The sequence below is a fragment of the Parapedobacter tibetensis genome (assembly GCF_024704835.1).
Taxonomy (GTDB): domain Bacteria; phylum Bacteroidota; class Bacteroidia; order Sphingobacteriales; family Sphingobacteriaceae; genus Parapedobacter; species Parapedobacter tibetensis.
Map to the genome: position 1 here is coordinate 434,730 of NZ_JAMXBE010000001.1, position 23,409 is coordinate 458,138.

The 23,409-nt window shown below is 47.9% G+C and carries 17 protein-coding genes; 12 read left to right on the plus strand and 5 right to left on the minus strand.

The features are described 5' to 3' along the window. Nucleotides 1-145 precede the first annotated feature (145 nt). From NF543_RS01680 to NF543_RS01690, 3 genes are read right to left on the minus strand one after another with little or no spacing between them, the layout of a single operon-like run. On the minus strand, nt 146-310 hold the full coding sequence (locus tag NF543_RS01680) for a hypothetical protein (RefSeq protein ID WP_257957425.1): 165 nt from the start codon (nt 308-310) through the stop codon (nt 146-148). An 11-nt stretch (nt 311-321) separates the two neighbouring features. Then, complete coding sequence (locus tag NF543_RS01685) at nt 322-1,893, minus strand: alpha-N-arabinofuranosidase (RefSeq protein ID WP_257666349.1); 1,572 nt, start codon at nt 1,891-1,893, stop codon at nt 322-324. 14 nt (nt 1,894-1,907) lie between these two features. Continuing rightward, entirely contained in the window at nt 1,908-3,809 is a 1,902-nt protein-coding gene (locus NF543_RS01690; protein WP_257666350.1) for a glycoside hydrolase family 97 protein, read from the minus strand. Between the two features lie 508 nt (nt 3,810-4,317). On the opposite strand from NF543_RS01690, the gene NF543_RS01695 reads away from it, so the two are divergent. The 6 genes from NF543_RS01695 (at nt 4,318) to NF543_RS01720 (ending at nt 12,167) form a co-directional block, all read left to right on the plus strand. Then, the gene (locus NF543_RS01695) at nt 4,318-5,010 is read left to right on the plus strand and encodes an NUDIX hydrolase (protein ID WP_257666351.1); all 693 of its coding nucleotides are present in this window, start codon (nt 4,318-4,320) and stop codon (nt 5,008-5,010) included. 225 nt (nt 5,011-5,235) lie between these two features. Further along, entirely contained in the window at nt 5,236-6,909 is a 1,674-nt protein-coding gene (locus NF543_RS01700) for a ribulokinase (RefSeq protein WP_257666352.1), read from the plus strand. Between the two features lie 9 nt (nt 6,910-6,918). Further along, nucleotides 6,919-7,620, plus strand: a complete 702-nt coding sequence (locus NF543_RS01705) for an L-ribulose-5-phosphate 4-epimerase (RefSeq protein WP_257666353.1) — start codon at nt 6,919-6,921, stop codon at nt 7,618-7,620. A gap of 152 nt (nt 7,621-7,772) precedes the next feature. Further along, nucleotides 7,773-9,272: an L-arabinose isomerase gene (gene araA / locus NF543_RS01710; RefSeq protein ID WP_257666354.1), complete on the plus strand. Its 1,500-nt coding sequence runs from the start codon at nt 7,773-7,775 to the stop codon at nt 9,270-9,272. A 41-nt stretch (nt 9,273-9,313) separates the two neighbouring features. After that, nucleotides 9,314-11,068 carry a sodium:solute symporter gene (locus tag NF543_RS01715; protein WP_257666355.1) on the plus strand — a complete coding sequence of 585 codons (1,755 nt, stop codon included), beginning with the start codon at nt 9,314-9,316 and terminating at the stop codon, nt 11,066-11,068. Between the two features lie 106 nt (nt 11,069-11,174). After that, on the plus strand, nt 11,175-12,167 hold the full coding sequence (locus tag NF543_RS01720; protein WP_257666356.1) for a sugar phosphate isomerase/epimerase family protein: 993 nt from the start codon (nt 11,175-11,177) through the stop codon (nt 12,165-12,167). 18 nt (nt 12,168-12,185) lie between these two features. On the opposite strand, the gene NF543_RS01725 is transcribed toward NF543_RS01720, so the two are convergent. Next, nucleotides 12,186-12,806 carry an ion transporter gene (locus NF543_RS01725; RefSeq protein WP_257666357.1) on the minus strand — a complete coding sequence of 207 codons (621 nt, stop codon included), beginning with the start codon at nt 12,804-12,806 and terminating at the stop codon, nt 12,186-12,188. Nucleotides 12,807-12,832: 26 nt separating this feature from the next. Then, nucleotides 12,833-13,987 carry an aldose epimerase family protein gene (locus NF543_RS01730; protein ID WP_257666358.1) on the minus strand — a complete coding sequence of 385 codons (1,155 nt, stop codon included), beginning with the start codon at nt 13,985-13,987 and terminating at the stop codon, nt 12,833-12,835. A 171-nt stretch (nt 13,988-14,158) separates the two neighbouring features. On the opposite strand from NF543_RS01730, the gene NF543_RS01735 reads away from it, so the two are divergent. From NF543_RS01735 to NF543_RS01760, 6 genes are all read left to right on the plus strand, one after another. Then, nucleotides 14,159-14,749 (plus strand): RNA polymerase sigma factor, encoded by a 591-nt coding sequence (locus tag NF543_RS01735; RefSeq protein WP_257666359.1) that lies wholly within the window; start codon nt 14,159-14,161, stop codon nt 14,747-14,749. A gap of 63 nt (nt 14,750-14,812) precedes the next feature. After that, nucleotides 14,813-16,033: a FecR family protein gene (locus NF543_RS01740; RefSeq protein WP_257666360.1), complete on the plus strand. Its 1,221-nt coding sequence runs from the start codon at nt 14,813-14,815 to the stop codon at nt 16,031-16,033. Nucleotides 16,034-16,204: 171 nt separating this feature from the next. Then, the gene (locus NF543_RS01745; RefSeq protein ID WP_257666361.1) at nt 16,205-19,594 is read left to right on the plus strand and encodes a SusC/RagA family TonB-linked outer membrane protein; all 3,390 of its coding nucleotides are present in this window, start codon (nt 16,205-16,207) and stop codon (nt 19,592-19,594) included. 30 nt (nt 19,595-19,624) lie between these two features. Then, nucleotides 19,625-21,118 carry a RagB/SusD family nutrient uptake outer membrane protein gene (locus NF543_RS01750; RefSeq protein ID WP_257666362.1) on the plus strand — a complete coding sequence of 498 codons (1,494 nt, stop codon included), beginning with the start codon at nt 19,625-19,627 and terminating at the stop codon, nt 21,116-21,118. A 12-nt stretch (nt 21,119-21,130) separates the two neighbouring features. Continuing rightward, complete coding sequence (locus tag NF543_RS01755) at nt 21,131-21,967, plus strand: DUF4843 domain-containing protein (RefSeq protein ID WP_257666363.1); 837 nt, start codon at nt 21,131-21,133, stop codon at nt 21,965-21,967. Between the two features lies 1 nt (nt 21,968). Next, entirely contained in the window at nt 21,969-23,387 is a 1,419-nt protein-coding gene (locus NF543_RS01760) for a PKD-like family lipoprotein (RefSeq protein WP_257666364.1), read from the plus strand. The last annotated feature ends 22 nt before the right edge of the window (nt 23,388-23,409 follow it).

Sequence of the window (23,409 nt, forward strand, 5' to 3'; positions counted from 1 at the left end):
CGTTAACACTCCAGAAAAGGCTTATGAATTAGTTACGATGGTAAATGCGTGTGTGTGTGTTTTTAATTTGCATAACATGGTTCATAAGTAAGGCAATGATAATCGATTCTCTCCAAATAATCAAATTCTGTAAGCAAACAATTATTTATTTAATCGATAAAATACTGACAATCAATAAAATGAAAAGTAATTTAGTCGTTACAGAAAGTAACAACTCGTCGCCTTCATTGGCCTTATCCAATGTTTTCCAACCCACGGGTTTATCCACTGTCACCGTCAATACCTTGTTTTGGGCATAAGACGCAAGCATACCGGAAACGGTTACTCCAATTCAAGCACCACCACCGAAAACGGCGGCAACGCTACCGAGAGCTTGTCGCCCTTGAGCGATGCACCGTCAAATACAGAAGGTTTTATCTTATCAGGATTATCGAATGAATTGAAGTCGCGCAGGTTGGCCGATGTTAATATCCGTCCCGCGGCTTTGCCATATACTTTGTCAAGCGATAACTCAACCGCTTGGGTGGTATTGGGGTGTATATTTGTCAATGACACATGTGTTTTACCTAGTGAATCCACTGATGCGGAGACTGATACCGCTGGCAACTTTTCTTCCCCAAACACATAATCGCTACAATTGACCGTTACAGGGATGAGTGTAGCATCTTGGTGTACCTTGTACATTTCCATCACATGGTAAGTAGGCGTCAGTAATAGTTTGTTCCCTTCGGTAAGGATAACAGCTTGCAACACATTGATGGTTTGGGCCAGGTTGGCCATACGTACCCGTTCGGCGTGGTTATGGAAAATGTTGAGCGTTATTCCGGCAATCATGGCATCACGCATGGTGTTCTGTTGGAAAAGGAATCCTGGATTGGTTTCTGGCTCCACATCATACCAACCACCCCACTCGTCAACCACAAGTGCAACTTTTTTCTCCGTGTCGTATTTGTCCATAATGGCTGAATGCTTGGTCACCAGTTCTTCCATATGCCACGCAGACTTCATCGTCTTGAAATATTCCTCATCCGAAAACGTGGTGGAGGGGCCCTTTTCTTGCCAATCAATAACAGCATAATGGTGTAAAGCCACCCCCTCCAGCAACTGATGGGGAATTTTCTTCATCAACGTTTCCGTCCAGTTGTAATCACTACTGTTGGCACCGGATGCGATGCGAAATACACCGCCGGAATTATTCCAATTGGCCATAAATGTGGCATACCTCCGGTATACATCGGCGTAATAATCCGGCGTCATATTACCCCCACATCCCCATGCTTCGTTCCCTACGCCCCAGTATGTTACATTCCACGGCTTTTCCCGGCCGTTTTCCCGACGCAGATCGGCCATAGGGCTTTTGCCAGCATGATTTACATATTGCACCCAATCTGCCAGTTCCTGTACTTCCACACTGGCCACATTTCCGGCCAAATAAGGTTCGGTTCCCAGCAATTCGCACATGTTCAGGAAATCATGGGTGCCAAAGCTGTTGTCTTCGGTTACCCCACCCCACCAGGTATTCACGATGGTTGGGCGATTATCCTTTGGACCGATGCCATCCTTCCAATGGTAGGTATCTGCAAAGCATCCGCCGGGCCAACGCAGGTTGGGGATGTTGAGTTTTTTGAGGGCTTCTATTACATCATTGCGTATACCTTCCGTATGCGGTACGCTGGTATTGCCCTCACCCACATAAAACCCGTCGTAGATGCAGCGGCCGAGGTGTTCGGCAAAATGCCCATAAATGTGTTTGCTAATCGTGATATCCGAGCGTGTTGGTGCAAGTTGCACCGTATTGGCTTGCTGGGCAACTGCAACATGCCCGACTACCATGAAGGCAATACCCAATTTTGCTAATTTCCTTGTCTGATTTCCTGAGAACAAATACATCATATTTCGATTTTTAATTATTCCAATACCATGATAAAGCCGCCATTGGGCTTCAGGTTTAGCGTGGTCTCCGCCAATGGGACGATCGATTGGCTGAATGTGCCAAATTCTTGACCATCTGTTAATAACTTCGCCTTGATCATTCCATCAAACTGTCGTAGGTCGATCGTCATTTCTTTTTCCTTGGCCTCGCCGTTGATGCCTGCAATGTACCAGCGATTATCGGCACGACGAGCAATGACGACATCCTTGCCGGGGAAACCACTCACGAAGCGTACATCATCCCATGAATTAGGCAAGGCACGAAGAAAATCCTGAATATTTTCAGGAATATGCTCCATTCCTTCTGGTGACTCCGCGTAGTGTTGTATGCCTGATAGGAACAGCACGCTAGTGGCCAATTCGAAAGCAGGTGTGGTTCGTCGTTTTACATGTGTATATATTTTGTGGAGGTTCATGGGTGTGAAGTCCATGGGGTCAAATGCATTCCGCGTAAACGGTAGGATGGTAGCATGGGAGGCTTGCTTATCAGCATCTTCCTGTCCAAATGTAACCATCTCAAAACCACGGACGGCCTCCACCGTCATTAGGTGGGGATAAGTACGTGACCAGCCACGGGGAAGGGTGGCCCCATGGAAATTGACCAACAAGCCATGTTTAGCCGCATCTTCCAAAATGGCGATGTAGTATTGGATCACCGATTTCCCATCGCCCCCAAAAAAATCAATCTTTACGCCTTTGATCCCCATCGCTTTGATCCGCTTAAACTCTTCGTTTCGGCTTTCGGAAGTGAGGAATTTGTCTTTGGGTGTATAGTTCACCGTATTCCAACTGCCTGCGGAATTGTACCATAAAAGCAGACCCACATTTTTTGTGGCAGCATAATCAGCAAGCTCCTTGATTTTTTCATATCCAATATTACGATCCCAATTGACGTCGATAAGGCAATATTGCCAGTTCATATCCGCAGCAAAATCGATGTATTTCTTTTGCTCTTCATACACGATGAAATCATCCTTCGAGTTGATCCAGCTCCACGCAGATTTGCCGGGTTTTAGCACATCTTCATCTATCACTATCGCCTTCTCTGCTAAATCAAGCCCTAATGTTGATTCCACAATCGTAGCCAATGAACCAATGGTGAGAACCCGCCATGGCGAATAGAATGGCCCGTCTGACACGGGGAGTAAACCCCCTGATGGCATCACTTCCTTGGGGTCGGGGAATCCTATACGGTATTCGCCGTCAGGCGATTCCGGTCTTAGTCGGGTTGCACAATAACGACCGTCCAGCCCGGATTCCGTGAGGAGTAACCATGTACTATCCACCTGAAACAAGGCCGGGTATATCCAACCTGTATTAGTCGATTCAGGTGTACCTACCGGTATACCTTGCTCATAATGCTCTTCATAAGAGGGATTGGTCTGCTCCCAGCCGGATTTGGCAGGAGCTACGGGCTGTAGCCAAGCTTTGGCCGTTATTGGCAACCGAAAAGATGTAAGCTCTTCCTTAATGATGATTCCTTGATTATCAGGGCCAATGAAATGATAGCGGAAAGCTATGCCATCATCCGAAACCTGAAAAACAAGATCGAACCCCTTGTCATCAGCATTCCGTAAGCGGAATACACGCTGATTGGCAGAATACCGATTCAGTCTTCGCTTTGCATTCAGCGTCTCGTATGTGTCCACCACCTTTTCCGTTGATGATACACCAACTATGGTAAGTCCTGATGATAAATCCGCCTCTTCTTGGATAATGCCCAAGGATGAGTGCGCTATTATCGTTTGCCCGTCCCTGGTCACTGAATACCAAAGGGCACCAATTGTATCTTCCCATATCGTTACACGTAGCCGGTTGCCTGGGCTCGATACGGCATATTCCGTACTGGTTCTGGAAGTACAAGCTAATGCAATCATCCCACAAACTAGGATTGACAACCATTTATATTTTAATCTCAGCAAATGTGTCAACATATATGACATTTAATTGGTTTATAACTATCCTGCATTCTAGCAGGCATTAATCGGGACGACTAAATTCGGGGAACTTTAGTTAATTGTCAAGAAAACAATTAAAAAAAATCACCCAACACTGTTTATATCAGCATAAAAACTTCATTTACAAATACTTAAAATTTAATATTCATCCATGTTTTGAACGCCCAGTTAATTGGGATGACAAAATAATGTCACTACATGATAATTTACAACCATAAATAAAAGCAAAATCTGGTGCTTATTAGCTAATTTAGGGCAGATAATCCGCCCAGAATCGATTATTTTTGTGTTGACACCTATTAATTAGCCCGTTGTTATCCTTATTTATTGTATCCTATTTGGAGAGCCGAATGACATGATGACACTGAATTTTTTCATAAATAATTGTAACGTATCCATTTATCCATTATCATTGTAAGATAGAATTATGACAAAATACATAAAACAGACCCGCATCCTGGTCGCAGTAGACTGCATCATCTTTGGATTTGATGGCTACGACCTCAAATTATTATTAATTAAAAGGGGATTTGACCCCGAAAAAGACAAGTGGAGCCTCATGGGTGGGTTCGTGCAATCCGATGAAAACCCCGAGGATGCTGCGTCCCGTGTGCTTAAGCAGCTTACCGGGTTGAAAAACGTATACATGGAGCAGATGCTGGTTTTTGGCGAACCCGAACGCGACCCTATCGAAAGAACGGTCAGCATTACTTACTTCGCCCTTGTTGATATTAAAAAATATGAAAAACAACTCAGTGATGATTATCGCGCTGAATGGTTTTCGTTGAAACGTGTGCCAAAGCTCATCTTTGACCATGACCAAATGGTGGACCATGCCAAGCAAAAATTACGTTACAAAGCAGCCCTACATCCTATCTTGTTTGAATTGCTACCTGAAAAATTCACCATTCCCCAAATCATGACACTTTATGAACAGGTGTATGATGTGGAATTGGATAAACGTAACTTCACACGGAAGTTGCGTTCGACGGAGCTGCTGATCAAACAAATTGACAAGGACAAAGAAAACTCCAAGAAAGGCGCGTTTTATTATAAATTGGATAAAACTACCTACAAAGAAAAATTCACCAAGTTTCTGAACTTTGTGTCTAATCCTTGACGTTAGGAGACACACGAAATAGATAATAAATCCGATATTGTTTCGTTTTGAAAACGTATACGTTACACGTGAATAATATGCTTATGCATTTTCAATACTCATTCAAAAGACCAATCCAAGCTTACCATAACAGAGGTTTTACCGGTAGATAATTTTTTATTAGCTGATTATCCTTTTAAATCTAAAAAATTAAATGTTATTTTGACACGAACAACCAAGTAAACGATGAATACCAACTATGTAATCGGGGTGGATTTTGGGACGGACTCTGTCCGTTCTGTAATGGTGAATACAGCAAATGGAAAAGAAATTGCCACCGCCGTGTTTGATTACCCACGTTGGCAAAACGGCCTATTTTGCAATCCAACTAAAAACCAATTCAGGCAGCATCCGCTCGACTACATCGAAGGGCTCGAACATACCATACGCTCCTGTGTGGAACAAGCTGGGCCCGCTATTGCAGCCAATGTAGTAGGAATTTCCGTGGATACTACCGGCTCTACCCCCGTGGCTGTTGATGGACAGGGGGTTCCCTTGGCTTTGCTTCCCGAATTTTCAGACAACCCCAATGCCATGTTTGTGCTTTGGAAGGACCACACTTCGGTGAATGAAGCGGAAAACATCAATTCCCATGCCCAAAAATTCGAAACGAATTACCTCCAGTATGTAGGTGGGATTTATTCCTCAGAGTGGTTTTGGGCCAAACTCCTGCACATCTTTAGGCAGGATGAGCAGGTGCGTCTTGCTACCCATTCATGGGTGGAGCACTGCGATTGGATACCTTTTCTTTTAACTGGAGGTGGGCATGTAGCTGGAATCAAACGGGGTGTTTGTTCCGCCGGACATAAATCGCTATGGGCAGCCGAATTTGGTGGGTTCCCGCCCAATGATTTCTTTGCATCGCTGGATCCGTTATTGGATGGATTCACGGCCAAATTGCCCCAAGAAACCTATACGGCAGATCAGGCAGCAGGGACACTAAGCGCCGAATGGGCAGGCAAATTGGGCTTAACCACCGATGTCGTGGTAGGCATTGGGGCTTTTGATTGCCACATGGGCGCCGTGGGGGGACAGATTGAACCTTATTACCTCAGTAAAATCATTGGCACCTCCACCTGCGATATCTTGGTGGCGCCCAAGGATGAAATGCAAGATAAATTGGTCAAAGGGATCTGTGGGCAAGTGGATGGTTCGGTTATCCCCGGCATGATTGGGCTTGAAGCGGGGCAATCGGCTTTCGGCGATTGCTACGCCTGGTTCAAAGACCTGTTGGCATGGCCACTGGATACATTATTGGACATCATCCCCGGCCTAGATCAGGAGAAGATGGTGCAATTACGTACGCAAGTGGAAAATGGGATACTTACTGAGCTCAGCAAGCAAGCCGAACAGCTCCCCGTGTCAGAAGACAGTGAATTGGCCATCGATTGGCTAAACGGAAGGCGTACACCGGATGCCAACCAATTCCTCAAAGGTGCCATCACAGGGCTTAACCTTGGCTCCGATGCTCCGCAGCTATTCCGGGCATTGGCAGAAGCCACTGCCTTCGGTGCCAAGAAAATCGTAGATAGGTTCATTGACCAAGGCATTCCCGTAAAAGGGGTGATTGCCTTGGGTGGGATACCCCGGAAATCACCTTTCATCATGCAACTCATGGCCGATGTTATCGGTATGCCCATCAAAGTGCATGGATCCGAACAAACCTGCGCTATTGGAGCCGCCATGTTTGCCGCGACAGCCGCAGGTGTTTTTGAGCGTGTGGAGGATGCGATGCATCAGATGGGACAAGGGTTTGATATGGAGTATATACCAAATCCCCAGCGCGTGGACATATATGCCAAGCGATACGTCCAATACACGCTACTTGGAAATTTCATTGAAGAACAGATTAACCCATAGTCCGTCACCATGAGCAACTATCAAGAAATCAAGCAAGCGGCTTACGAAAACAATATGCAATTACCCCAACTCGGCCTCGTGTTATTCACCTTTGGCAATGCCAGCGTAGCTGACGCTGACGCGGGAGTATTCGCCATCAAACCGAGCGGGGTGGCTTATGAAGACCTTACGCCCGAAAAAATGGTTATCGTAGATTTTGATGGCAACGTCGTTGAGGGTGCGCTACGTCCTTCTTCAGATACCAAAACCCATGCCGTATTGTATAAACATTGGCCGAAAATTGGGGGTGTTGTACACACGCATTCTACCTATGCTACCGCGTGGGCACAAAGCCAGCGCGACATCCCCATTTTCGGCACTACACATGCCGATCACCTAACTATAGATGTTCCTTGTGCCCCACCCATGGACGATGAGCGGATTACAGGCAACTACGAATATGAAACGGGGTTTCAAATACTCAACCATTTTGAAGAGCACCACCTCAATTATGAGGAAGTAGAAATGGTTTTGGTAGGTAACCATGCTCCCTTCACCTGGGGAAAAACGGGCGAAAAGGCCGTCTACAACAGCGCCGTATTGGAATATGTAGCTAAAATGGCATTGCTTACGGAACAAATCAATCCGAATGCACCACGGCTCAAGGATTCCTTGGTCAAAAAGCATTTTGAACGGAAGCATGGACCGGATTCCTATTATGGACAACGCTAACCGCGGATTTGCAGATTCGCAGATTTGCAATAAGCGAATTAACGAATTAACGAATCAGCAAATTGGCGAATAAGCGAATTAACGAAACCCGACTTAGGAGGGTTCATTGATACCTTTAAAGGCAAACAGGAAATCAATAATTAGCAAAAAAAATGATCGATCTTAAGAATTTAGAAGTATGGTTCCTCACGGGAAGCCAACACCTTTATGGGGAAGAAACCCTACGGCAGGCCGCTGCACATGCAGAAGAAATAGCAAAATACCTTGACCAATCACCCCAATTTCCGGTGAAGGTAATTTTTAAGCCCATCGTCAAGACACCGGAAGAAATCTATGCCGCCCTTGCAGACGCAAACCATTCATCTGATTGCATCGGCGTCATCACGTGGATGCACACCTTCTCTCCTGCCAAGATGTGGATTAGGGGGTTGAATATCCTCCATAAACCCCTATTGCACTTCCATACCCAATACAATAGAGACATCCCGTGGGAACGTATCGATATGGATTTCATGAACCTCAACCAAAGCGCACATGGCGACCGTGAATTTGGCCACATTGTTTCCAAATTGCGCATCAACCGCAAGGTAGTCACCGGTTTTTGGCAGGATGAAGACGTGATTGACCAAATCAATGTATGGACACGTGCCGCAGCAGCATGGCACGATTGGCAAGGGGCCCGCTTTGCCCGCTTCGGCGACAATATGCGTAATGTGGCCGTCACCGATGGCGACAAAACCGATGCAGAAGCCAAATTCGGGTTTGCTGTCAACACCTATGCCGTAGGAGATTTAGTGAACGTGATAAACACGGTCACGGAATCACAAATCGATACCTTGATAGCGGAATACGAACAGACATATACCTTGGCTCCTAACATCTTGGCAAGTGGTGATAAGCGCCAAAACCTGCGCGATGCCGCCCAAATCGAAATCGGTTTACGGAAATTCCTAATCGATGGAGGGTTCAAAGGCTTTTCCAATACCTTTGAAGATTTACATGGCATGAAACAGCTGCCGGGTATTGCTACCCAACGGCTCATGCAAGCAGGGTACGGTTATGCGGGGGAAGGCGATTGGAAAACGGCAGCCTTGGTACGTGCCAGTAAAGTGATGGCTGCTGGACTACCTGGAGGCAATGCATTTATGGAAGATTATACCTATCATTTTAACCCTACAAATTCCTTGGTCCTGGGTGCTCATATGCTGGAGGTAGATCCTGCTTTAGCCAACGGGAAACCATCATTGGAAGTGCATCCTTTAGGCATTGGTGGCAAGGACGATCCCGCCCGTTTGGTCTTTAATGTCGGCGGTGGCCCCGCACTCAATGCCAGCCTTGTAGATATGGGCGATCGGTTTAGGCTGCTCCTCAACGAGGTGGAAGCACAAGAGCCCGAGCAAGATATGCCCAGGCTGCCCGTAGCCCGGGTATTGTGGAAACCACTCCCCGATATGAAGACAGGGTGCACCGCATGGATTTATGCTGGAGGGGCCCACCATACCGTATACAGTCAGAACCTTTCTGCGGAGCATTTTCAGGATTTTGCAAGCATGGCCAACATTGAACTGCTCTGCATAGGCAAAGACACACGCCTGGATGATTTCCGAAAAGAACTATTGTGGAATGAAGGATATTACAATAATAGACGTTAAATTTACCCGATTTATAAAACCTAATGTTATAAAAATAGATTATGAAATTGCTTGAAACACTCGATTGGTTCGTCATCGCCATCTATTTTCTATTGATAGCTGGCATTGCCGCCTGGACGATGCGGAAGAAAAAAGATTCGGCACAGGAATATTTTCTGGCTGGCAAAAGCCTTGGCTGGTTTGTCATTGGCGCATCCATCTTCGCATCCAATATCGGCTCCGAACACTTAGTCGGCTTGGCAGGGTCAGGGGCTACCGACGGTGTAGCGATGGCCCATTACGAGTTGCACGCCTGGTGCCTGCTGGTCCTAGCTTGGATATTGGTGCCTTTTTATATGCGTTCGAAGGTATTTACCATGCCAGAATTTCTAGAAAGAAGATTTTCCCCAACCGCAAGGACCGTACTTTCGGCCATTTCGCTGGTCGCCTATGTGCTCACTAAGCTCGCCGTAGGTGTCTACGCAGGAGGAATGGTCTTCACGGTGCTCCTTCCTGAAGTAAGTTTCATGGGGCTGGATAGTTTCTGGGTGGGTTCGGTACTGATTATCATCCTTACTGGCATCTATACCGTATTGGGGGGCATGAAAGCGGTAGCCTATACCGAGGCTTTCCAAACCGTTGTCCTCATCCTTGGGTCGGCATTGGTGACCATCCTAGGGCTGCAAGCCATCGGTGGCTGGAGTGAGCTGAAATTGACGGTTGGCGACGAGATGTTTAACCTGTGGAAGCCATTGGTGCCTGAGGGTGTAGAAAGCACCTGGAGCCCAGTAAGGGAAACCGGGAAAATGGCATGGTACTTCAATGACAACTACCCTTGGGTGGGCATGCTTTTTTGTGCACCCATTATCGGTCTTTGGTACTGGACAACCGACCAGTACATTGTTCAGCGGGTGCTCGGTGCACCCGATGAAAAGACCGCACGGCGGGGCGCCATCGCTGCTGCATTTTTCAAATTGTTCCCTGTATTTATCTTCATCATCCCCGGTATCATTTGCTACGCCTTGGCTACCAGTGGCAAGCTACCGGCGCTCACCGCACAGCTGATTGGTCCCGATGGCGAAATCATCCGCGAAAGCGCCCAGCAGGCATTTCCTTTGATGGTAGCACATGTGCTCCCCGTCGGAATCCGTGGGCTGGTGGTGGCAGGGCTGTTGGCAGCTCTGATGAGCTCCCTGGCTGGAGCTTTCAATGCTTCTTCTACCCTATTTACCATCGATTTCTATTCGAGGCTTCGCCCCAATGTTTCACAGAAAAGGCTAGTCTGGGTAGGACGATTAGCCACCGTTATCATGATTATCATTGGCTTGCTCTGGATTCCGGTCATACGTGGTGGCAAAGGCTTGTATGATTACCTCCAAGGTGTACAGGCCTATCTCGCTCCCCCAATTGCGGTGGTATTTTTCGCTGGGGTTTTTCACAAGCGGCTAAATTCAAAAGGGTGCTTGGCGGCGCTTTACACCGGCTTTCTTTTAGGCCTCATTAGGTTGGCCGTGGATACACCGGTGAAATTGTATAGTGATTTTACCTATTCGCAAGGTTCGTTTTTATGGATCCTGAATAATATGTTTTTCCAATACTACAGTTTGGGCATTTTCTTGGTCAGCCTTGTGGTCATGTTCATTGTCAGCTACGCTACTGCAGCACCATCATATGCGAAAATAGAAGGGTTGACCTACGGTACCATTACCGATGAACACCGGAAGGAAAGCAAGGCCAGCTGGAGCAAATGGGAGGTATTAGCCTCTATACTTATCATTGTCCTTATTATAGCGGCATATGTGTATTTTAGCGGTTAACAACTGCTATGCTGTTTTGACAACGACCAGAGGTACGGTTTTACCGTATCCTCTGGTTCACTTTTTTTGAATCAAACGACTACTTTCGAGAATCAAAAATCCAAACATGAACACCGATAGAAGAATTTTCCTAAAGCAAGCCAGTGCAGCCCTTGCAACAGCTTACTTTGCCCCCTCCTTACTCTCCTGCTCCTCTCCAACACCAAAAGGAGGGACTTCATTGCCCAGCGGCATCGGTATCCAACTCTATACCCTGCGCGATGTGTTGGATACAGACGTACAAAACACGATTGCTCGTGTGGCTGAAATCGGCTATGATCATGTGGAAACTTTTGGTCTGGAAATCAATGGACAAGGTGAACCCACGTTTTGGGGGACATCGCGTTCGGATCTGCGCAGCCTATTGGAGCAATCTAGCTTGAAAACCTATAGTGGGCATTACGACCTTTCTGAATTCCTTACGCCGGGTGACGGCAACGAAGAGGCACTCAACATCTACATCGATACTGCTGCAGAGCTGGGTCAACAGTACCTGATAGCACCCGTCCCGCCCATGATGCTCATCGATAGCCTTACAAGCGATGATTATCGCTTCATGGCCGATCAGCTTAACAAAGCTGGGGAGCTCGCGGCCAAATCGGGTCTGAAAGTTGGTTACCATAACCATTTTTGGGAGTTTAGGACATTTGATGACGGGAGTAAAGGGATGGACATCTTGATCGAAAACACCGATGAAGAGCTGGTCGTGTTTGAGCTGGATTTGTTTTGGAGCGAGAAATCAGGCATAGATAGTACAACCTATTTCAAGAAGTATCCCGGCCGTTTCCCGCTATGGCATATCAAGGATATGGACAAACGCAATACGGTTCCGGTCACAGGCCCCGAGTACGATAAGAAACCCATCATGGAACTCCTACCCGCGATTACCTATACAGAAGTGGGCACGGGGGCCATTGATTTCAAGAAAATCCTATCAGAACAAGAAACGGCTGGTTTGCAATATGCTTTCGTTGAGCAAGACATCATCACCATTGACCCCTTTGAGAGTGTCAAGAAAAGCTACCAGTACGTCAATCAGGAATTGTTGGTTGGGCCTTAAACGAATGGCACACCCCTTTTAGTTCTTCCTTTTGAAGGACTCGACCTTTTCGTTGATATATGATATGGCCGTGCCGAATGTGGCGATTCCACAGAAGATGAGCACAGATGCCAACGCCTTCCCAGTGGTAGTCACCGGATAAAAATCGCCGTACCCTACCGTGGTGATGGTGATGTAACTCCACCATAATGCATTTTCGGCAGTAGTGATATTGCCCACACCCTGCTCCACGTATAATACTGCCGTTGTGCAAAGCACAAGGGTTGTATAGGAAGTGAATACCACGAAACCATATAATGTTGCCGCTCTATTGTGCTGGATAAATGCAATCAACAATTTAAAAGATTTGATGATCCGCAGCACCCGGAACACCCGGAAAATTCGGATGTAGCGGAACTCGGAAACCATGGGAATGGATGACAGCAAGTCAAGCCAACCCGTTGTATAAAGGTATCTCACTTTATTCGGGGCTTGAAAAACCTGCCTGAAAAAATCAATCAGAAAAATGGCGCAAAGTGAAAAATCAAAGTATCCGATAAGCCGGTAGACTTCCGATGTTTCAGGGATGAAAAATGTAGCGGACAACAGAATGATGCTAAAAATCGACAATAATGCAATGACAATATTGAAAACACTCATCAATAGCTGTTCTATTCGCTTTTACACTAATTTCTCCTAAATTTATATACCGTTCTGGTGCGATATTCCGCCTTCGGTTCCAGTACCGTAGAAGGGAAATCCGGTTTGTTCGGTGCATCAGGAAAATGCTGGGTCTCCAAACAAAACGCCGACCGATAGCTGTAGGTTTTGCCTCCCTTCGCATGCTGTACATTGTCCATGAAATTGCCGCTATAAAACTGCAAACCTGGCTCTTCCGTCAAAATATCCATTACGATACCTGTCTTTGGACTTTCCACGGTAGCCACCAATTGCAGGCCAACATCTTTTTTCAGTACAAAATTATGGTCATACCCTTTCCCAAGCAATAGCTGGGCGTCTGTCGTGTCAATGCGCTGCCCGATGGCCGTAGGCTGGCGGAAATCAAATGGGGTGTTTTCCACCGGAGTAATTTCGCCAGTAGGGATCAGTGTTTCATCAACGGATGTATACCCATCAGCCCGGATGGTGAGTATGTGATCAAGTATGGTGCTGTCGCCTTCGCCACTGAGGTTGAAATAAGCATGGTTGGTCAGGTTCACAATGGTCGCTTTATCCGTTGTGGCGTAGTAACTGATGTCAAGGGCATTATCCTTGGTCAACGTATAAACCACTGTAGTTTCCAACTTTCCTGGGTAGCCAGCATCGCCGTCGGGAGAGACGTATTGCAATTCCAAACTGCTATCGGTAACGCTCTTCACTTCCCATACTTTGGCAAAGAATCCATTAGTGCCCCCATGCAAGGTGTTGGTACCGTCGTTTAATTCCAATTGGTGTTGTTGACCTTCCAGCTCAAACTGCCCTTTGGCAATGCGGTTGCCATAGCGCCCCACAATGGCCCCATAGAACCCTTCTCCTGGCTGCCGATAGGCCGCCAAATCAGTATATCCCAACACGACGTCCACCAAATCAGCATGCTTGTCCGGTACATGAAGGCTTACTACACGCGCACCATAATTCGTAATGGTCGCAACAGCCACACCATTCGTGAGGGTGTAAAGTTTCACGGAATCCCCATCGATTTCGGCTTCGAAATCAGCGGGAGAAACGGTCAAAACAGCTATTCCTTCGGTGTCTGCGGTCTGTTCTTGAGGGGGATTGCAAGCTGACATTCCGGCTACCGCCAAGATCGCGGCCAATGATTTATTTGCTTTGTTCTTCATTATCTTAAAGTAGGTTTATCCTTTAATTGTTATGTTGACAAAGTTAAAAGGAAAATCCATATAACATAGGCTAAATTTAAATCGCTTTTTCCGCACCGCATTCATCCTTACCAAAAGCCACACACTCTTTCCAATCATTTTTATTTATATTAGCCGACGTTTAGTAGAGAAATGAGCAAACATCCCCCGATTTTTAACGAAAGAGACGCACTAATTCGATCCTCAACGGGAGATTCTCGCGCTTTCAAGCTCATTTTCGATCATTATAACTCCCGAGTTTACACATTTGCGTTAAAATACCTGAAATCAACCCAGCAAGCCGAAGAAGCAACACAAGAAATCTTCCTGAAACTATGGGAAAAGGGCGAATCACTGAGCGACATTGTAGATTTGGACAACTATATTTTCACTATCTCCCGTAATCATTCGTTCGATCAACTGCGAAGAATGAAAATCCGATCGAAATTGATGGTTGCCTTACCCAATCATGATGATTATACGAACGAAACCGAGGAGACCATCATGCTCCACGACACACGCCGTATCCTAGAGGAAGCCATTGTGCAACTGCCCCCGCAACAAAAGCGTGTATATCAGCTTTGCCATCAGCAGGGCCTCAAATACGAGCAAGCCGCCGCGCAAATGAATCTATCGGCTCAAACTGTCCATCGCCACATGAAATTGGCGCTCCGTTTTTTGCGAAACTATCTCAAACAACATACGGAACTGGGTATCCTGATTGTCTTTCTTAAACTTTTTTAAAAAATTTCATCATCTCATTGCCCCTAACCTGCGGCTGGTACGTCTTTATATAAAAAGACCCCCATGGAGATTGACCAACGCATTATTTACTTGCACCGTCGTTACCTCACCGACTCCCTGTCAACGTCGGAAGCGCGGGAATGGGAACGGATCTTGTCAGATCCAAACTGCGAAGGGAAAATCAAAGCAATCATGCAGTCCACTTGGGCGGCTATTGACACCAAAAATCAGGAAGAACTTCCAACCGAGAAAGCCGGCACAATTTTCAGGGACATTACCCACTCACCTTCCGTGAAAAGCCGATTCCCATGGCTACGAGTGGCTGCGGTTTTTGTAGCCCTGCTTACCATCGGCTATTTCTTCTTGGACAACAAGACCGACAACGACCATCAAGCAGCTATACAATCAGATGTCCTTCCAGGAGGCCCTAAAGCTATGCTTACACTCACGGATGGACGGATGATCAATTTAAGTTCAAGCCATGAAGGAATTGTCGTAGGCGATGACATTACCTATGTAGACGGAACCTTTGTGATCAGTCCGGAGTCAGACACTCGGATTCCGGACTCCCGACTTGTGACATTATCTACCCCCAAAGGCGGCACCTACAAGATCACCCTCGCCGACGGAACCAACGTTTGGCTGAATTCAGCAAGTACATTGAGGTACCCATCGCGGTTTAACGGCAATGAACGCGTTGTTGAGCTCGAAGGGGAAGCGTATTTTGAAGTCGCTGCACAGGCCAAAAAAGCGAATAATCTGCGGATTAGCGAATCTGCGGATTCGCCTAGCGTGCCGTTCCGGGTAGTGAGTAAAGGCCAGCATGTGGAGGTTCTGGGCACTCAATTCAATATCGCCGCCTATCCGGATGAGCCGAACACCAAAACCACCTTGGTGGAAGGCAGTGTGCGGGTAACACCCTTGTCTGACCACCCCTTACCGAACACCATATTAAAGCCCGGACAGCAGAGCGTATCGTCAACCAAACGGCTCGATGTGATTGACGTTGATCCCCAAACGGAGTTAGCTTGGCGGAATGGTCGATTCAATTTTGACGGCAAGGACTTACGTCAAGTCATGGGCGAATTGGAACGTTGGTATGATATCGAAGTACACTATGAAGGCAGGATCCCAGCCATTGAATTCTTCGGCGGTGTCCATCGCAACAACAACCTCTCTACCGTCATGCATATTCTCGAAACCAATGGAATACGATACCGCCTCGAAAATGGGCAGAAACTGACCATATTATCACACATCGAAACAAATAGGAAGGAGGACTAATATACAGCAAACGTTACACAGTTTATATTACGGATAACATCATGTATCCCTTAGGTCAAATAAACAAATCAATAATCCAAACCGCCCAAACTTAGGTAAAAGTGCTGTTAAAAGCAATTTTACCGGTCTCGCATCGGCTATGAGTTTGCGGAAAACAAACGATGTAACTTAATGAATAAAAACCATGATTTCAGCGTCACCAAATGCGCTGTACTATGCTGTCTAATGGCGCTTTTCCAGTGGAGCTTTGCGGGCTATTCCCAAAGCATCACCTACCACGGAGAAAACAAACCACTACATCACGTGCTGCAAGCCATCAAGCAGCAAACCGATTACGAGGTCCTTGGCAGCAAGACCTTGATAGACAATGCCAAGCCGGTGAGCATCCAGGCCCAAGGCATGCCCTTGATTGAATTCCTCGGTCTCGTATTGCAAGATCAGCAATTGACTTATCGCATGGTCGAAAAAACCATCATGTTGGAATTCCATCCCACACAGCCTGGAAACTCCACGCCTCGACAGGCACAGCAGCAACGCATCACCGGCATAGTCTTGGGGAAAGACCAATTACCCCTTGCTGGTGCTACCATTGCCGTAAAAGGCGGACGCACCGTTACCTCTGACAAGGAAGGCAGGTTTACCCTTCAGGGGATACCCGAAGACAAAACCATTACCATCAGCTTTGTGGGATACGAAAAAACAGTCATCAAGATCCGCGATGGCGAAACCGATTACACGGTTGTGCTCATTGAAGAATCCAAAGAAATGGATGAGGTGGTTGTCACCGGTTACCAGATCATCAACCGCGACACCTACACCGGCACAGCCGTCACCAAAACCGGTGAAGAGCTACAACAGGTCAATCCGCAGAATATCCTGCAAGCCATTCAGGTGTTCGATCCCTCGTTCCGATTGGCGGAAAACAACCTAGCTGGATCGAATCCGAATGCACTGCCTAACATTACCGTAAGGGGATCATCAGCCCTCCCTGCCGGAACGGATAGTGACGTATTAAGGCGCGACAACATCACCAGTACGGTAAACCTGCCTGCTTTTATCCTGGACGGATATGAGGTAAATGTCCAAAAAATCCTTGATCTGGACATGAACCGAGTCGCTTCCGTGACGCTCCTAAAAGATGCAGCCGCCACAGCCGTCTACGGATCCCGCGCGGCAAACGGCGTGATGGTCATCACTACTAAAGCTCCCAAAGACGGCAAGCTACGCGTGACCTACAGCCATGAAACCAACATCAACGGACCGGATCTGAGCGACTACCAGGTATTGAACGCCGCTGAAAAGCTGGAATATGAGCTCCTTGCGGGTTTATACGAGGCAACCACGGAAAATAGCCTCCCGCAAGATATGCTGGACCAAATGTACTACCGAAGAAAGGCCTACGTGGTCGGCGGCGTAGACACCTATTGGTTATCCCAACCGGTGCGCACTGCGGTAGGTCAGAAGCACGGGCTTTTCGTGGAAGGCGGTTCGGAAGTGTTCCGCTATGGCGTGGACCTCCGCTACCAAACCCGTCCAGGTGTCATGAGGGGGTCGCACCGCAACCAATATTCGGGGAGCATGAACTTCAGCTACAGCCCAAACTCCAAAATCCGGTTTCAAAATGAGCTAGCCATCACGGTAGTAGATGCGCAGGAATCGCCTTATGGGAGCTTCGCCGAATACGTCCGGATGAATCCCTATTACCGGATGGCCGATGATCATGGCAACATCGTTCAGGTGCCCGACATGTGGGATAGATACAGCAGCAGCGAAGGCGTCGTCTCGGACAATATCCTAAACCCCCTATACAACGCCACGTTAAGCAGTTTCAACCGCACTGGTTACAACGAAATCATCGACAACCTCTCCGGCGAATTCGAATTGGCTTCCGGCTTGCGGCTCCGTGGCCAGCTCAGTTTCACCAAGCGGCTCCACCAATTGGATGACTATCGCTCACCCTTAGCCAATGAGTTCTATCATTACGAAGCTTCGCGGACCGACGAAAAGGGAAGCTATACGAGTGGCAATATTGACGAACTATTCTGGGATGGCAACGTCCGCCTGAACTACATTAAGCAAATCGACGACCACAACATCAACTTTGTGGCAGGTGCCAACATCCGCACCGAACGGATGGATGAACGCTCGTTTATCGCCATTGGCTTTCCGAACGATCGCTTCAGCAGCGTCGGCTTCGCCAGGGGATATGCCGAAGACGCTAGTCCGCGCAGCACCTTGGACGAATCCAGATTATTTGGCGTATTCGCAAGCACCAACTACGCTTTCCGTAACCGGTACCTGCTTGACGCGACCATCCGCACCGATGGGTCGTCCAAATTCGGCAGCAATAACCGCACTGCACCTTTCTGGTCATTCGGGCTGGGCTGGAACGTTCACCAAGAACCCTGGTTCCAATCCAATGTGGTGAGCCTCTTGCGTCTGCGCTTTACCACCGGTCTGACCGGTTCCGTCCAGTTCTCACCCTATATGTCACGGACCACGTACGAATACCAGCAAGAAAACTGGTATTCTTCGGGTATCGGCGCCATCGTGTCCAATTTCGGTAACAACAACCTGTCTTGGCAAAAGACACAGAACAGCGACATTGGGTTTGACCTTGGCCTCTTTCACGACAGGCTGATGTTGACTCCGCGCATTTACCGCCGACTCACCCGGGATATTCTGGCAGACATCAGCATTGCGCCTTCCTCCGGCTTCTCCTCCTACAAAGAGAACCTGGGCGATATGGAAAACCGCGGAGCGGAACTCAACCTGAGCTGGACAGCTGTCAGCAATCCAACATGGACGGTAACATTGATGGGCAACTTCGCCCACAACACCAACAAAATCGTACGGATTTCCAATGCGTTAAAGGCCTACAATGACCGGGTAAACGACGCACAGCAGCAAGTGCCGGAAACCGATGACGACGAAGACCTGCGTGGTGTCCCGCTATTGCGTTATAACGAAGGGCAATCGGTTGACGCCATCTACGCGGTGCCATCTTTGGGAATCGATCCGGAAAACGGACGGGAAATCTACGTGAAAAGGGACGGCTCGCTCACGTACGATTGGGATGCCCGTGACATTACCGTGGTCGGCAATGCGACCCCAAAAGCAACGGGTTCCTTCGGAGGTACCGTGCGTTATAAACAGTTCATGGTTGTCGCTTACTTCCAGACCCGTTTCGGAGGCGACCTATACAACCAAACACTGGTGGACCGTGTAGAGAATGCCGATCCGCGCTACAACGTAGACCATCGTGTCTTCGAGGAAAAGTGGCAACAATCGGGCGACCACACCTTTTATAAGAACATTGCCGACCTGGGGGAAACCCGCGTTTCGTCGCGCTTCATCATGCCGGATAATGTGCTGACCCTGCAGTCGGTATTTTTATCCTACGACGTGGACCAAACGCTTGCCACAAAACTGTCATTGTCACGATTGCGCGTAGGGCTAACTGCCAACGATCTCTTCCGCTGGTCTTCAGTAGCACTCGAGCGTGGTATCAACTACCCATTCGCGCGTAGTGTAACGCTCTCCTTACAAGCTGCGTTTTAAGAACTTTTGGCTCAACTTGATTTGAAAACGATGAACAAAATTACCATATCACTACTCGTAGTATTCCTCGCCAGCTTGGCATCTTGCAGTAAATGGCTGGACATCCAGCCTGAAACCCAGGTGGATCAGGAAGTGCTCTTTTCCACACCGGAGGGATTCGAAGAAGCACTACTTGGCGTCTATAGCCGCTGTGCGCAAGACAATCTTTACGGCAAGGAACTGACGATTGGCACACCGGAAGTACTGGCCCAGAATTATACCATCCGCGCCGATGATCCGCTCAGATACCTCCGGACACGCAACTTTGAATACAACAATGCGAACTTCATCCAGCGCAAGGACGGTATCTGGAAAGGGCTATATCATGCTGTTGCTAACTGCAACTTGATCCTGGAACATATGGATGAAAAGGTCACGCTGTTCGCTCCTGGGCTTCATGATCTGATCAAAGGTGAAACACTCGCCCTACGCGCTTACCTGCATTTCGACGCGCTACGGTTATTCGCTCCTTCATTTGCCAATAGCCCGAATGCTGCGGGAATTCCTTACGTGACCGCATATTCCAACCAGACGACGGTTATGTCAACCGTTACCGCGGCGCTTGACTCGGCCTTGCGTGACCTGGAAGCGGCCAAAGCCCTGTTGGCAAACGACCCCATCCGCGATGCGGGTTACATTGTGGGTTATCCCACACAAACGGACTCAACCCTTAACACCGAAGAAAACAACCGGAACCTTTTCCTGCAGAACCGGCGGCACCGGATGAATTACTATGCCGTATGTGGAGCGCTGGCTAGGGTTTACCTCTACAAGAATGATAAGTCCAATGCCCTGCTGAACGCCCGGGAAGTGATCCAATCCGAAAAAATCCCTTGGACAGCCATGGCCAATTTCTTAGCGGTGGACCAAGACAAGAAGGACCGCATCCTGTATAAGGAACTCGTATTTGGCTGGTATATCCCCAATATGGGCGATGCATATAATCGTGATTGGTTCCGGGAAAACACAAGCGGCATGTACCTTAGCCAAGCTGTGACCCAAGCGATTTATGAAACAGCCGGTGTGGGCAGCACTGATCAGCGCTACCGGCAATGGTATACGACCCGGTCCCAAAACAACGACTTCATCTCCATCATCGACAAATACCGGAGGAACACATTGAGCGATGCGGAAAATGCCAACATCCACTACCTGATGGCACCGGCCATCCGGTTGAGCGAGTTATATTACATCGCTGCAGAGTGTACCTACCCGACCGATCCGGAAGTGGCATTGGCATATATCGATGCGGTACGCCAGCACCGCGGTATCGGCGAAACGTTATCCGTGGCTAATGAGTCGGCATTCAAAACCGAATTGCTGAAAGAGTACCGCAAAGAACTGTTGGCGGAAGGCCAGCTGTTTTATACCTATAAAAGGATGAACCAACCCATCCCCACCCAAAGTGGCAACGCGATACCGGCATCTAACGCCATTTTCGTTCTGCCGCTTCCCGACGATGAAATCATTTATGGAAACCGTTAAATCCAGCACAACATGTATAACCACTCGATAAAGATATTTTTATACGCACTGGCCGGATTGCTCGTGTTCGGTTCCAGCTGTGAAAAAGCGGAACTTTACACCTATGACCATTCGGCTAATATTTATTTTGACTTTACAGACTCAATTACAGGCGAGTACGTAGACAGCATCACCTACACCTTTGCCTATGACATGACCAAGGCTCAGGACACGGTGTATATCCTCACCCGGTTATCGGGCATCCGCGTAGACCAGACACGATATTACACCGCGTACGTAGACCAAGACTCCTCCTCGGCCATAGCAGGAGAACACTATGAACCATTACAAGTTCAGTACCCGTTGCAAGCCAACATAGGCTGGGCTTATTTACCCCTGATTATTTATAACACCGCTGATCTAGAGGGAACTACCGTTTCCCTGATTATTAAACTGAAAGCATCCGATGATTTCGGTATCGAAAACCCCGATCTCATCCGTGCCAAGGTGGTCTTTTCCGCTCGGCTGGAGGAACCGGGATGGTGGAATATGTGGTTAGGTGCGTACACCCGGATCAAACATCAACTTTTTCTTCTCGTGACAGAACAGATCGAGCTGTCCACTGTCGGACAAGATGCTCCCAAAAACTTGTATTTCGTGAATCTGTTGACCATGATGCTGAACAATCCGGTTACCTGGGTCGCTAACAATCCCGAGAAAGGCTATGTGCTGGATCCGGTTACGGAAGGCTCCACGGCAGCATACCATTTTTACCATGTAGACAACCCTGCCCGGACGATACTGCTGCGATTTAATGCCGCTGCCGGTAGGTATTATTTTATTGACGAAAACGGAGAGGAGGTTAGATAATATGAGATATATTCTTTCCATTAGTATAGTAGCGTTGCTGTTCGCAAGCTGTTATAAAGACAAAGGCAATTACGACATCAACATGCCGGAAATCCCGGTCGTAGGCAACCTCGACACGCTCTACGAAGCCATCGTGGGCGACAGCCTCATTATCGAACCCCAGGTGACAGCAGCTGCCGACGCAGATATTGAGCTGGAATGGAGTATTGGCGTACCGGAAGCGCCAGCGGGCGCTTACGAATTTCTGGGGTCGTCGCTCCGCATTGTATTCGGATTGCAAGCCAACCGATATACCGCCCGTCTAACGGTACATAACAAAACCAACGGCATGCGGTATTTCCATACTTTTGTGATACAAGGAATTACAGAGTTTGTCCGGGGCACTACGGTCCTTAGCGTTGAAGATGGCATCACCCGGTTTTCCTTTATCAAGCCAGATAGTACCGTACAGCCGCGCATCTACGAAGCAATCAATGGCAAACAGCTTCTGGACGAGCCCATTCATCTCTTCTACATGAGCGACCTCGGTACGGGCGGTATGCCACTGGGTTATTGGCTCATCAGCCGGCACGGCGGTGTACGACTCAATGTAAGTACGATGCAGGAAGATCCGCTCTACCCAAACACCTTGGCGACCAACTTCTTTTCCCCTCCCGCCAACATGACGGTGGGTTCATTCCAGCAGTTTGAACGGGGCGTACTGATGGGTATCGTCAATGGAAAGTTTTACGGGGGCACCACGAACACCTGGAACCAAGCGGCCACGTATGGCATGTTTGGTGGTTATGCCGACGGCGATTATGAACTGGCTCCCACTTTCGTCATGAGTACCGTTGATAACAACACTAGCTTCATTGCCTTCGACCGCGAAAGACAGCAATTCCTACGGTTCAACCTCTATAACGGACCCACCTATTTCGGCACCCAATACAGCGTAATTAATCCGGAAATCTTTGACCCGCTCCATGTGGGTATGGACCTGATCGATATGGTGCAAATCAATAACGCCGACACCTATGCTTATGTCTCGGGTGAAGATGGAACGGTCTATGAGCTCCTATTCAACGTGAACTTTAACGGCCCATTCACCTTTACCCCCGGGCATGAAAGGCCCTTTGTACGTCAGGAGTTGTTTGGTGAAAACACCAAACTATTAGCAGCGAGAAACGGGGTGATCTACATCGCCTCAGGCAGCAAGGTATACCAGTACAACCCATTGAATGAAGAAGTGCGGGAGTTGAATACGCAATTCAATACACCAGTTACCATGATCAAGTTTACCGATGGAGAAAACACCCTCGTGGTCGGCTCAGGCACCAGCCTGTATTACCTCGCCATCCAAACCGGGCGTTTCGGCGACCTTACCGGGCAAATCGACGACATACCGGGGTATCCGGTAGATATAGCTTTTAGGAATTGAATCAAAAATTATAAAGTAACCA

Bases quoted from the DNA above. Each gene is read 5' to 3' on its own strand.
- NF543_RS01680 (WP_257957425.1), bottom strand. From the start codon at position 310: ATGCTTGCGTCTTATGCCCAAAACAAGGTATTGACGGTGACAGTGGAT.
- NF543_RS01685 (WP_257666349.1), bottom strand. From the start codon at position 1,893: ATGATGTATTTGTTCTCAGGAAATCAGACAAGGAAATTAGCAAAATTG.
- NF543_RS01690 (WP_257666350.1), bottom strand. From the start codon at position 3,809: ATGATTGCATTAGCTTGTACTTCCAGAACCAGTACGGAATATGCCGTA.
- NF543_RS01695 (WP_257666351.1), top strand. From the start codon at position 4,318: ATGACAAAATACATAAAACAGACCCGCATCCTGGTCGCAGTAGACTGC.
- NF543_RS01700 (WP_257666352.1), top strand. From the start codon at position 5,236: ATGAATACCAACTATGTAATCGGGGTGGATTTTGGGACGGACTCTGTC.
- NF543_RS01705 (WP_257666353.1), top strand. From the start codon at position 6,919: ATGAGCAACTATCAAGAAATCAAGCAAGCGGCTTACGAAAACAATATG.
- araA (WP_257666354.1), top strand. From the start codon at position 7,773: ATGATCGATCTTAAGAATTTAGAAGTATGGTTCCTCACGGGAAGCCAA.
- NF543_RS01715 (WP_257666355.1), top strand. From the start codon at position 9,314: ATGAAATTGCTTGAAACACTCGATTGGTTCGTCATCGCCATCTATTTT.
- NF543_RS01720 (WP_257666356.1), top strand. From the start codon at position 11,175: ATGAACACCGATAGAAGAATTTTCCTAAAGCAAGCCAGTGCAGCCCTT.
- NF543_RS01725 (WP_257666357.1), bottom strand. From the start codon at position 12,806: ATGAGTGTTTTCAATATTGTCATTGCATTATTGTCGATTTTTAGCATC.
- NF543_RS01730 (WP_257666358.1), bottom strand. From the start codon at position 13,987: ATGAAGAACAAAGCAAATAAATCATTGGCCGCGATCTTGGCGGTAGCC.
- NF543_RS01735 (WP_257666359.1), top strand. From the start codon at position 14,159: ATGAGCAAACATCCCCCGATTTTTAACGAAAGAGACGCACTAATTCGA.
- NF543_RS01740 (WP_257666360.1), top strand. From the start codon at position 14,813: ATGGAGATTGACCAACGCATTATTTACTTGCACCGTCGTTACCTCACC.
- NF543_RS01745 (WP_257666361.1), top strand. From the start codon at position 16,205: ATGAATAAAAACCATGATTTCAGCGTCACCAAATGCGCTGTACTATGC.
- NF543_RS01750 (WP_257666362.1), top strand. From the start codon at position 19,625: ATGAACAAAATTACCATATCACTACTCGTAGTATTCCTCGCCAGCTTG.
- NF543_RS01755 (WP_257666363.1), top strand. From the start codon at position 21,131: ATGTATAACCACTCGATAAAGATATTTTTATACGCACTGGCCGGATTG.
- NF543_RS01760 (WP_257666364.1), top strand. From the start codon at position 21,969: ATGAGATATATTCTTTCCATTAGTATAGTAGCGTTGCTGTTCGCAAGC.